Consider the following 11,405-nt stretch of genomic DNA (forward strand, 5'->3'; position numbering starts at 1 on the left):
GACGCCGCGCTGCGAATCGTCGCCGGATCCGCGCCGTCGTAGCCGGAATGCGGGAGACTGAGGCCATGCGCGTGCTGCTCAAGTTCGTTCTGGATTGCGATCCCGACGCAGCGTGGCGTGCGCTCCAGAGCCCGACCGCATTCCGCGAGGTCGCGCTCCCCTGGCTCGACTTCCGCTCCACGGAGACCGAAGGGTTCCCCACGGTCTGGAACGACGACGACCACTCGGTGCGGCTGCGCGCCTTCGGCGCTGTCACCGTCGGAACCCAGGCGATCCGGCTCAGTCGAATGAGCGCGCGAGATCCCGAGGTGCGCATCCTGCGCGACAGCGGCGGTGGAACCGGCGGACTGCTCGCCGCCATCCCGCACCTCGACCACCGGATGGCCATCGCACCCGATCCCGCCGGTCCTGATTCGGAGGGGCGCGTCCGCACGCTGTACCGCGACCAGCTGATCGTGCGTGCGGGCGCACTCACCCCGGTCGCCTGGTACACCCTCTGGGCGTTCTGGCAGTGGCGCGGCCTGCGCCTGCGCCAGCTCGCGCCGACCTGGGCCTACGACCCACCACCAGCAGACACCGACGATGACGACGGTGCCGACGAACGCGGAGCCGCGCAGCCGGGCACCGCACCTGAGGAGGACCGATGACCACCGACGCAGAGATCGGCGCCCCGGCGATGGCCGCCCGCGGCATCACCGCGCTGCACACCGCCGACTGGCGGCGACGGGTGTTCGGCCTGTACGCGTCGGTGCGCAGGCTGGCCGCGACGGACCCCGCCGCCGCCCACACGCACTGGATCTCGTGCCGCAACGACCTGTTCGCCGCGCATCCGGCCACGCCGCTGCTGCCCGAGGATCGGGACGACTTCACCGGCCTCCCGGTCGTCCCGTACGACCCCGACTGGCGCTTCGAGGTGCCGATCGTGCCCGCGGCAGAGCCTCGGCGGATGGACGTGGAGACGGGGACCGACGGCGTCGTTCCGTTCGAACTGCTCGGCACGGTGCGGATCCCCCTCACCGGAACCCTGGACGTCTGGCGTCTCACGTCGTACGGCGGCGGCATCTTCGTTCCCGTGAAGGATGCGCTGGCCGGCAGACCGGGCGGAACCTACGGTGGCGGTCGCTACCTGATCGACACCGTCAAGGGCGCGGACCTGGGGCTGGACACCTCGGACGACGAGGCAACGCTGGTGCTCGACTTCAACTTCGCCTACAACCCGAGTTGCGCGTACGACCCCGCGTGGGCGTGCCCGCTCGCGCAGGCGGGAAACACATTGCCGGTCGAGGTGCCGGTCGGCGAGCGCTATGCGTCGGAGCGCTGAGGCCGGCCGACCCGCTAGTCGCGCACCCGCCGCGCCGCCCGCACCCGCCCGCCCGCCCGCGCCGGCCGCCGCCGCGCACAACTCCGGAACTTCGGTGCGACACACCGACCCCACCGGCACAACTCCGGAACTTCCCGCCCCAACCGGGTCGACCATCCGGAGTTACAACCGCCGCGGGGCAGCCTCGCGAACCGGACGTGCAGAGTCCGCCGCGCAATTCCGGAACTTCCGTGTGACACGCCGCCCGCACCCGCACAACTCCGGAACACCCGGGCTGATCCGGGCCGACCTTCCGGAGTTACGAGACCGACCGCGGCAGACCCGGGGCCGGCCGCAGCAGACCCGGGGCGGCCGCGCGCGTCAGCGCGACACGAGCGTGAGGCGCTGCGTCGGCCGCGTCATGGCGACGTACAGCGAGGCCGCGCCCCGCGGCGACTCCGCGACCAGCGCATCCGGATCGGCGAGCACGACCGCGTCGAACTCGAGACCCTTCGCCTCGTAGCCGGTGAGCACCGCGATCGGCCGCGTGAGGCCGGCCGCACCGCGCGCGGCCTGGCCGCCGAACCGCCGCTCGACGGCAGCGCCCACCGCTGCAACGGATGCCGTCGGCACGATCACCGCGACCGTTCCCGTGGCGTCGATCTCGCGGTCAACGGCGATCGCCTCCGCCACCGCCTCGCCGAGCCCCGAGCCGTTGGCCGCCACCCGCCGGATGGGCCAGTCGCCCTCGCGCACCGCGCGCGTCGGCGTGATCGGAAGGCCGGCCTCCTCGGCCAGCCGCTCCGCCTCGCGCGTGATCTGCGCCGGCGTGCGGTAGTTGACCGTGAGCTCCTCGAGACGCCAGGCGTCCTTGAACGAGGGGGTGAGCGCGCTCTGCCAGCTCGTCGCGCCGGATGCCGAGGCGACCTGGGCGATGTCGCCCACGATGGTGAACGATTTCATCGGGCAGCGCCGCACCAGCAGTCGCCACTGCATCGCGGAGAGCTCCTGCGCCTCGTCGACGACCACGTGACCGTACGTCCAGGTGCGGTCGGCCGCCGCGCGTTCGGCCGTCGTCCCGTGGTCGACGCGCTCGGCGAAGCCGTTCGCGAGCTGTTCGGCGCTCACCAGCCCCTCGACGCCCATGTTCCGGATGGCCGCCTTGGCATTCTCGAGGTCGCGCTTGCGCTGGCGGTCCCGCTCGCGTGCTCCCGCATCCGGTTTGCCGGGGAAGGCGCCGAGCAGCTCGGCGGCCTCGTCGAGGAGCGGCACATCGCTCACCGTGAACGGCGCCGAACGCTCGCGGGCGAGGGCCGCGCGCTGGGCGGCGGTCCAGCGCGGTGTCAGCTCTGCGAGCCAGGACGGCCGTGCGTACAGGTCCTGGATGAACTTCTCGGGGGTGAGCGGCAGCCACGCCGTGTTGAGGAGCACCCGCACGTCGTACGAGGTGCGCAGATCCTCGCGGAGCACTTTTAGGTCGGCCTCGTCGACGGTCGAGCCGCTCGCGCGCAGCTGCGCGGCCAGCTTGTCGGTGAGCTCGCCCAGCGCCTGCTTGACGAACGAGACCCTGGCGAGGTTGTGCGGCTTGCCGCTGCGCTGCGCTCGGGCGATCGCGCGGCCGATGAGCTCGGGCTCGACGACGAGGTGTTCCCCGTTGATCTCGACGGTCTGCGCCTCGGTCGGCACCTTCTGCCGGGAGCGGACCGCGCGCGAAAGCAGCCGGACCATCTGGGCCGATCCCTTGAGTCGCGCCGCCTCGGGCTCGTCGTCGCCGACGGCCTCGACACCGGGGTACAGCTCGCCCAGCGTCGACATCACGACGCCGGTCTCGCCGAGCGACGGCAGAACGGCCTCGATGTACCGCAGGAAGGCCGTCGACGGACCGACCACGAGCACGCCCGAGCTGCTCAGCCGCTGCCGGTTCGCGTACAAGAGGTACGCCGCGCGGTGGAGTGCGACCGCTGTCTTGCCGGTGCCGGGGCCGCCCTGCACGACGAGTGCGCCGCGCAGATCGGAGCGGATGATGCGGTCCTGTTCCGCCTGGATGGTGGCGACGATGTCGTGCATCCGGCCCGTGCGCTGCGCGGTGAGCGCCGCGAGCAGGGCGCCCTCGCCCTGCACGACCTCGCCGCCCGTCGCGGTGCCGTCGAGCAGTGCCTCGTCGAAGACTTCGTCGTCGATACGGCTGACCTCGCGGCCCGTCATCGTCAGGTGACGGCGTGCGCGCACGCCCATCCGTTCGTTCGCGGTCGCCTGGTAGAAGGCGCTGGCCTGCTGGGCGCGCCAGTCCACCAGCAGGGACCGCTGGTCGTCGTCGCGCAGCCCGACACGGCCGATGTACCGGTGCGCGGTGCCGTCTTCCGTCGGCTTCTCGAGGAGGAGACGACCGAAGACGAGCCGCGAGTCCACGTCACGGAGCTGCACCAGCTGGTCCTCGTACAGGCGCGCGAACGCGTCGCGCTCACTGCGCGCCTGATGGTTGCTTCCCACGCTCTCCCGCCGCACGCGATCGAGCCGGTCCTCGGTCTGGGAGCGCAATTCGTCGAGGCGTTCGTAGAGGGCGGCGACGACGGCGCGCTCGCGTTCGAGTTCCGATTCCTGCACGCAAACCACCCTCTCGATATCGGGCCGACAGTCTACTTCCTCCAGCCTGAAAGAGGCTTGGAGCCCGATCCTGTAGAGTGGTATCACTTGCGAGTCCCCGATGGACTCCCTGCGTCGCAGAACGCACCACGCGCCGCGCCGGGCAACCGCCCCGCGAGCGTCAACTCTTTCTACGGCGAACGATCGTGCCGCACGGCACCTTCGCCATTCATCTCCACGACCGCAGCGCCCGAACGAGGGCGACGGATGCGTGGGATCCTGATGCCGGAAAGGCACCACCTTTGTCTGAACCCACTTTCTCCTCCCTCGGCGTGCCCGCGCCGCTCGTCGCCGTGCTCACGGCCGACGGCAAGACCGAGCCGTTCCCGATCCAGGCCGACACCCTGCCCGACACACTCGCCGGGCGCGACGTGCTCGGCCGCGGCAAGACCGGATCCGGTAAGACGATCGCCTTCGCACTGCCGATGGTCGCGCGTCTCGGCGGCAAGCTCGCCGGCGGACGTCGCCGGGCCGGCCGCCCGCTCGGCCTGGTGCTCGCTCCGACCCGCGAGCTCGCCACCCAGATCTCGGCCGTGCTCCAGCCGCTCGCCGACGCGTACGGACTGAAGTCGACCACCATCTTCGGCGGCGTCTCGCAGCAGCGTCAGGTCGCCGCGCTCAGGGACGGCGTCGACATCGTCGTCGCTTGCCCCGGCCGCCTCGAAGACCTGATGAAGCAGGGCTTCGTCACCCTCGACGCTGTCGAGATCACCGTGCTCGACGAGGCGGACCACATGGCCGACCTGGGGTTCCTGCCCGTCGTCACGCGCATCCTCGACAAGACGCCGAACAGCGGCCAGCGCCTCCTGTTCTCCGCGACGCTGGACAACGGTGTCGACAAGATCGTCAAGCGCTTCCTCCACAACGAGGTGCTGCACTCCGTCGACGAGGCGACGAGCCACGTCGACGCGATGACGCACCACGTCTTCGAGGTCGGCACCGCCGAGGCCAAGAAGGATCTCGTCGAGAAGCTCGCGTCCGGCCTCGGCCGCCGCATCCTGTTCACCCGCACCAAGCACCACGCCAAGAAGCTCGCGAAGCAGCTGACGGCGTCGGGCATCCCGTCCGTCGACCTGCACGGCAACCTCTCGCAGGTGGCGCGTGACCGCAACCTCGCGGCCTTCGGCGCCGGCGATGTGCGCGTCCTGGTGGCGACGGATGTCGCGGCCCGCGGTGTGCACGTCGACAACGTGGAGCTCGTCGTGCACGTCGACCCGCCCATGGAGCACAAGGCGTACCTGCACCGTTCCGGTCGCACGGCCCGCGCCGGCAGCTCGGGCGATGTGGTGACGGTCATGATGACGTCCCAGAAGTCCGACGTGAAGACGCTGCTGCGCAAGGCCGCGATCGACGCTCAGCCGCAGGTTGTCGACGCCTCGTCGGCTGCCGTGGTGAAGCTGGTCGGCGAGGTCGCCGCGTACGTGAAGCCGGTCGCCCGCGAGGCGGTCCAGCAGAGCGGTGGCGGACAGTCGCAGGGCGCCAACGCGCGCCGCAAGCGCGCCGGCCGCGTCGACGGTGCGAGCGCCGGCGGCGGTCGCGGAGGCCGCGGTGCCGGCAACGGCGGTGGTCGCGATGGCGGCGCAGCCCGTGACGGCGCTCGCGCCGACTCGGCTGCCGGTCGTCCGCGTCGCGACCGTTCCGGTCGTCCGGCGACGGGTCGTGGCGGCGCTGCTGGCGGTGGCGCTGCTCACGGCAACGGAACCGGCTCGCAGGGCCACGGTGCCCCCGCGCAGAGCGGTTCGGGCGCGCAGCGCTCGGGCGGTCAGCGCTCGGGCGGCGCCGGCAACGGCGGCAACGGCGGCGGGATGCGCGTCGGCAGCCTGGTCGGCGGCAGCACCAAGCGCGGCAACGGCTCGCGCCGCGCCCGCGGCTAGTCGGTCGCAACGATTTACGTGAAAAGTGCGGTTCAGCTCAGCTGAACCGCACTTTTCGCATGAGTGGGCGACGGCATGTGCGGCGGGCGCCTCAGAAGCCGAGCAGTCGTAGCGAGATCGAAAGGGTGTCTGCCGAGGCCTGGAGCAGCCGCCGCTCGTTCGTCGAATAGGGCACGCCGGCCAGCGGGAACGCGCCGGCCGCGCTGACGATGCTCGGCACCGAGATGGCCACGTCGCTGATCCCGTGGTACTCGTCGAGCACGGTGCTCACCGGCATGATCGCGTGCTCGTCGTTCAGCACGGCCTCGACAAGACGCGCGCCGGTGAGGCCGATCGCGTAGTTCGTCGCGCCCTTACCCTCGATCACCGTGTAGGCGGCGTCGCGCACATCGTCGGCGATCCAGTCCAGCTCGCGCTCGGTGAGCGGTGAGTCGCCCCGCCAGTTCAGGAGAGGAACGGAACCGACCGTCGCGGACGACCACAGCGGGAACTCGGTGTCGCCGTGCTCGCCGACGATGGACGCGTGCACGCTCGAGGTCGACACCCCGAGCCGCCGCCCGAGCTCCCAGCGCAGCCGCGAGGTGTCCAGCGCGGTGCCGGAGGCGAACACGCGGTTGACCGGGAGGCCGGTGATGCGCTGCGCGACGACAGTGAGCACGTCGCAGGGGTTCGTGACGAGGATGTACGTGGCATCCGGTGCCTGCTCGAGCAGCTGCGGAAGCAGCGTCCTGAGGATCTCGACGTTGGTTGCGGCGAGGTCGAGGCGCGTCTGTCCCGGCTCCTGCTTCGCGCCGGCCGTGATCACGACGACGTCGGAGCCGGCCGCGACCGCCACGTCGTCGCCGCCGATGATCTCGCTGGAGCCGGTGAACTGCGTGCCGTGCGCGAGGTCGAGGACCTCGGCGTTGACCTTTCTTGTCTGGATGTCGTACAACGCGATCGTGCGAGCGGACTGCCGGATCAGGGCGGCGTAGGCCGTACTGGAACCGACGCTGCCGGCGCCGACCACCGTGAGCTTCGAGTGGGCGTTCTCGGTCATGATCAACCTCTCATCGGAATGGACGACGTCTGCGCGACATCCGGAGAGAGGGGATCGGGCGCGGCCGCTTCGCCGATTCCGGGTGAGCAGCGTCGCGGTCGGCACGATCGCGGCCGCCCCGCCGAGTGAGTCGCCACGCCGGGGCCGCACGCGATCGGCCGTCTCCACCATCCCGCGCGACGGATGGTCGAGCATCCGATACCGCGGGAATCAGGGGGCAGCGCACCGCGGACCCGAGGTCAACCGGGCTGTCTACGCGCGCCGGGCGTGCGACTCAGAGGCGCACGACTACCAGATCGTTCGGCTCAACCGCGCCCGACCGTGCTCTCGCGCACGACAAGCGCCGGCTCCAGGGTCACCGTCTGGTGCAGATGGACCTCGGCGGGTTCGCTGATCTCCCGTTTGAGGAGCTCGACGCCGATCGTTCCCATCTCGCGTCCGCGCATCGTGACCGAGGTGAGCGGCACGGCGCCGCCCCAGGCGGCCGAGTTGTGGTCGCATCCCATGACGGCGACGTCTTCTGGTACCCGGAGGCGCGCCGCGGTGAATTCGCTGATGATCGCCATGGCGAGCAGATCCGTGACGGCGAGGATGGCGTCCGGACGCTCGGACTCGGGCTGCTCGACGAGCCTTTTGCCGACGATCGCGCCGCTGGGAGGATTGAGGTCGACCGTGTCGATCTCGATCAGCTCGACGGCGCCGTCGGCCTCTGCGACGGCACGGCGAGCACCCGCGCGGCGCAGGGCCACCGGCTGCAGGTGGTGCAGACCACCCACGAAGGCGATGCGTTTGCGCCCGAGACCGATCAGATGGCGGGCGGCGATGTAGCCGGCACGTTCGTTGTCGATGAGCACAGTGCAGAACTGATCGGTGTCCGACTCGTAATTGAGCATGACGATCGAACTGCCGCGTTGCCTCAACTTGACGATGCTCTCATGCGGCGTGTGCATCGGTGCGAGCAAGACGCCGGCGACGCGCGCGGCCGACAGGAAGTCCAGGTGCGACGCCTCGAGCTCGAGGTCGTTGTCACTGTCCGCGAGCTGCAGGTCGTATCCCAGACCCCGCGCGGCACGCTGGGCGCCGCGGGCCAGGTCGACGAACAGCGAGTTCATCAGGTCGACGACGACGAGCCCGACCGTCTTGGTGGAGCCCGAGGCCAGCGCGCTCGCCGCCCCGTTCGGGGTGAAGCCCAACTCCGCGATCGCACGCACGACGCGCTCCCTGGTAGCCGGGGCGACCTTGTCGGGGTGGTTCAGTGCGTTCGAAACGGTTCCGGCCGACACACCGGCCCTGGCGGCCACATCCTCCAACTTGACGCGCGCCTGCCGTGCGTCGGTGGAGCGATCGAGTGCCATGGATGGAACTCTACTTCCTACGACGTCACAGATCCTCGGGCGCCACAGCGCGCGCGTCCGGCGATGGGACGTGTGTTGAAGCGCTTTAGCCAACCGACCCAAGATAGCGCCCCAAGCCCAGGGATTCAATCCTTGTTTTACCCGCGGATGGGGGTCTAGCCTCGGCAACGCCACGATTAAAGCGTTTCAACTGATGACGCCCGTGGCGCACGCCCGTCGTCGGGTCGGGCGAACTCAATGGAGAGGTAGTCAAGATGATCGCGAACCAACATCGGCGTCGAGTGCTCCGGCTGGTCGCACCAGCCGCTGCGCTCGGAGCCCTGGTGGCGGGCCTGCTCGTCACGCCCGCCATCGCAACGCCGTCGGCCACCAGTGCTCGGGTGCCCGCCGGTTGCCCCTGGATGGACACCCACGAATCGTCCACGAAGCGCGCGAACCAGCTTCTCGCCGCGAGCACCCTCGGTCAGAAGCTGCGCTGGCTCGACGAGCAGGCCGCCAACACCCCTGCGCAAACCACCTTCGGCAGCGTCACGTATCCCGCCCAGGTGCCGTGCACGCCGACCGTCGTCTACGCGGACGGTCCCGATCTGGTTCGCGGGCCAGCGGGAGTGACCGTGTTCCCCGCGCAGCTCTCGCTCGCCTCGTCGTTCAACACCGACCTGGCCTACACCAAGGGCAAGACACAGGCGGACGAGGCCTTCCGCTCGGGAAAGAACGGACTGCTCGCACCGGGGCTCGCCAGCGGCCGCGTTCCGCTCGCCGGCCGCACGACCGACTATCTCGGTGAGGACTCGCTGCTGACCGGCACGCTGGCCGGGGCGCTGACCAACGGCATCCAGAAGGGCAATCCCAGCGAGCCGGTGATGGCCGTGCTGAAGCACTACGTGGCCAACGAGCAGGAGCTGGATCGCCAGACGAGTTCGTCGAACATCGACGGTCGCACGCTGCGCGAGGTCTACAACCTGCCGTTCCAGATCGCGGTCGCGGAAGGCTCGCCGAGCGGGGTGATGTGCTCGTACAACCAGGTCAACGGCGTGTACGCGTGCGAGAACCCCATCCTCAACAACCTCCTGAAGTCGGCCGCCGGTTTCGACGGCTATGTGGTCTCCGACTTCGGTGCCGTGCACTCGACCGCGCCCTCGCTCAACGCGGGGCTGGACCAGGAGCTCAACGCTCCGAAGTTCTACAACCCGACCAACATCGGCGCCGCGATCGACAGCGGAGCCGTGACCGTGGCCCAGATCGACAAGGCCGCGTTCCGGGTGGTGCACGCGTACATCGAGGCGGGGCTCTTCGACCACCCGCTCCCCTCCACGCCGTCCACGTCGTCGTCGACGGATGCCCACAAGGCGGTCGCGCGGCAGGTGGCGGAACAGGGATCGGTGCTGCTGCAGAACACTGACAGCATCCTGCCGCTGAAGAAGTCGGTGAAGACGATCGCGATCATCGGCCCGACCGCCTCGGCGACACCGACGAACGGAGTGAGCGCGGCGACGGTGTGCGCCATGCACAACTTCGGACCGGCCGTGGCCTGCCCGAACGTGGTGGCGCCGCTCGACGCGATCACAGCACGCGCTGCCAGCGTGGGAGCCACGGTGACGTTCAACAACGGCGCCGACCCGGCTGCCGCTGCGGCGGCCGCGAAAGCCGCCGACGTGGCGATCGTGTTCGGCTACACCACGCAAGGCGAAGGCGCCGACCGCGCCGACCTGTCTCTGGACGGGAACGGTGACGCCCTGATCTCGGCCGTCGCCGCAGCGAACGCGAACACGGTGGCGGTGCTCGAGACGGGTACGGCGACGGCGATGCCGTGGCTCGGCCAGGTCAAGGGCGTCGTCGAGGCCTGGTACCCGGGCGAACAGCAGGGCAACGCTCTCGCGCGGCTCCTCTACGGCGACGTGAACTTCTCGGGTCACCTCCCGATGACGTTCCCGAAGTCGCTCGCGGACACCCCGACCAGCACGCCTGCGCAGTATCCGGGGCTCGTCAACGGTTCGCCGACACGGCCTGCCACCGACAGAACGACGATCCGCCAGGTCGCCTACAGCGAAGGGCTGGCCGTCGGCTACAAGTGGTATCAGAGCAAGAACATCGAACCGCTGTTCCCGTTCGGATTCGGCCTCTCGTACACGGGCTTCAGCTTCAGCAAGCTGCAGATCACACCCGCTGTTCAGAACAACCCGGATCGTAAGATCACGGTGAGCTTCACGGTGAAGAACACCGGCACGAAGGCCGGCTCGACCCCGGCGCAGGTGTACCTGACTCTGCCGAGCAGCACGGGCGAGCCGGGACAGCGACTGGTCGGATTCGACTCGGTGACCCTGTCACCGGGGGCGTCCAAGAAGGTGAGCGTCGTGATCGATCCGTCGGCGGCGAACGAGCCGCTCTCGTACTGGAACACAACCAGTCACGCGTGGGAGACGGCACCGGGAACCTACGGCGTGCACGTGGGCGATTCGTCGACAGCCTCCCTGTCGGCGAGCTTCACGGTGGCCGGCTAGCAGCATCATCCCTGCGAACGAGGCGGATGCATCGCTCGCCCGATTCGCAGGGCGGACGGCTCGGAGAGGCTTGACGGGTACCCGAAAGGACCCGTCGTGCCCCTCCGAGCCTTTTCCGCTGCCCGCACCGCAGCAGCCCTCCTTCTCGTCCTCACCGCAGCAGCCCTCACCGGATGCTCGGCTTCCGCGGCCGGACAGACCGCAGCACCACCCGTCGAGCACGTGTCGAGCGCCGACCAGCTCGGGCCCGACGATGGCTACATCCCCGACGGCGAGAGCGTGGCGCTCACCGACGACGTGCCGGCGGTGACCCGGCTCGTTCCCCGGCTGCGCTCCGCGCTCGATCGCGCCGCCGCATCCGCCGCCCACCGCGACGTGACGTTCACCATCGCCGACGGCTGGCGCAGTGAGCGCTACCAGCAATACCTCTTCGACCGCGCCGTCGTGAAGTACGGCAGCACGAGCGAGGCGGAACGCTGGGTGAAGCCCGGCGACCAGTCGAAGCACGTCCGCGGCGAAGCCGTCGACATCGCGACCGCTGACGCGATGGACTGGCTGAACCGCTTCGGCGCCGAGTACGGCCTCTGCCAGATCTACGCCAACGAGGCCTGGCACTTCGAGCTCGCCGCCGACGCCGACGGAAACTGCCCGGCACAGCTCACCGACGGCAGCGCCGGCTGACGCACGGCGCGC

Annotated in this window: 8 protein-coding genes; 5 read left to right on the forward strand and 3 right to left on the reverse strand. The window is 70.0% G+C overall.

Annotated features, from left to right (window positions below):
- Nucleotides 1-65 precede the first annotated feature (65 nt).
- Both PKE84_RS03835 and PKE84_RS03840 read left to right on the forward strand, forming a co-directional pair.
- Entirely contained in the window at nucleotides 66-647 is a 582-nt protein-coding gene (locus PKE84_RS03835) for a hypothetical protein (RefSeq protein ID WP_271175891.1), read from the forward strand.
- Nucleotides 644-1,321: a DUF1684 domain-containing protein gene (locus PKE84_RS03840; RefSeq protein ID WP_271175892.1), complete on the forward strand. Its 678-nt coding sequence runs from the start codon at nucleotides 644-646 to the stop codon at nucleotides 1,319-1,321. The genes PKE84_RS03835 and PKE84_RS03840 overlap by 4 nt, the downstream gene beginning before the upstream one ends.
- A gap of 360 nt (nucleotides 1,322-1,681) precedes the next feature.
- Here the strand turns inward: PKE84_RS03840 and PKE84_RS03845 are convergent, their stop codons facing one another.
- On the reverse strand, nucleotides 1,682-3,904 hold the full coding sequence (locus tag PKE84_RS03845; protein ID WP_271175893.1) for a HelD family protein: 2,223 nt from the start codon (nucleotides 3,902-3,904) through the stop codon (nucleotides 1,682-1,684).
- Between the two features lie 281 nt (nucleotides 3,905-4,185).
- Here PKE84_RS03845 and PKE84_RS03850 point away from each other — a divergent pair, with 281 nt between their 5' ends.
- Nucleotides 4,186-5,817 carry a DEAD/DEAH box helicase gene (locus PKE84_RS03850; protein WP_271175894.1) on the forward strand — a complete coding sequence of 544 codons (1,632 nt, stop codon included), beginning with the start codon at nucleotides 4,186-4,188 and terminating at the stop codon, nucleotides 5,815-5,817.
- 91 nt (nucleotides 5,818-5,908) lie between these two features.
- Here PKE84_RS03850 and PKE84_RS03855 read toward each other — a convergent pair whose 3' ends face one another.
- Nucleotides 5,909-6,856: an L-lactate dehydrogenase gene (locus PKE84_RS03855; protein WP_271175895.1), complete on the reverse strand. Its 948-nt coding sequence runs from the start codon at nucleotides 6,854-6,856 to the stop codon at nucleotides 5,909-5,911.
- 305 nt (nucleotides 6,857-7,161) lie between these two features.
- On the reverse strand, nucleotides 7,162-8,211 hold the full coding sequence (locus PKE84_RS03860; RefSeq protein WP_271175896.1) for a LacI family DNA-binding transcriptional regulator: 1,050 nt from the start codon (nucleotides 8,209-8,211) through the stop codon (nucleotides 7,162-7,164).
- Between the two features lie 254 nt (nucleotides 8,212-8,465).
- On the opposite strand from PKE84_RS03860, the gene PKE84_RS03865 reads away from it, so the two are divergent.
- Both PKE84_RS03865 and PKE84_RS03870 read left to right on the forward strand, forming a co-directional pair.
- Complete coding sequence (locus PKE84_RS03865; protein ID WP_271175897.1) at nucleotides 8,466-10,712, forward strand: beta-glucosidase family protein; 2,247 nt, start codon at nucleotides 8,466-8,468, stop codon at nucleotides 10,710-10,712.
- A gap of 96 nt (nucleotides 10,713-10,808) precedes the next feature.
- Nucleotides 10,809-11,393: a M15 family metallopeptidase gene (locus PKE84_RS03870; protein ID WP_271175898.1), complete on the forward strand. Its 585-nt coding sequence runs from the start codon at nucleotides 10,809-10,811 to the stop codon at nucleotides 11,391-11,393.
- Nucleotides 11,394-11,405: the final 12 nt, after the last annotated feature.

The organism is Leifsonia poae, assembly GCF_027921845.1.
GTDB classification, from domain to species: domain Bacteria; phylum Actinomycetota; class Actinomycetes; order Actinomycetales; family Microbacteriaceae; genus Leifsonia; species Leifsonia poae.

Excerpts from the sequence above, each read along its gene's own strand:
- PKE84_RS03835 (WP_271175891.1), top strand. The coding sequence starts at position 66 with ATGCGCGTGCTGCTCAAGTTCGTTCTGGATTGCGATCCCGACGCAGCG.
- PKE84_RS03840 (WP_271175892.1), top strand. The coding sequence starts at position 644 with ATGACCACCGACGCAGAGATCGGCGCCCCGGCGATGGCCGCCCGCGGC.
- PKE84_RS03855 (WP_271175895.1), bottom strand. The coding sequence starts at position 6,856 with ATGACCGAGAACGCCCACTCGAAGCTCACGGTGGTCGGCGCCGGCAGC.
- PKE84_RS03860 (WP_271175896.1), bottom strand. The coding sequence starts at position 8,211 with ATGGCACTCGATCGCTCCACCGACGCACGGCAGGCGCGCGTCAAGTTG.
- PKE84_RS03865 (WP_271175897.1), top strand. The coding sequence starts at position 8,466 with ATGATCGCGAACCAACATCGGCGTCGAGTGCTCCGGCTGGTCGCACCA.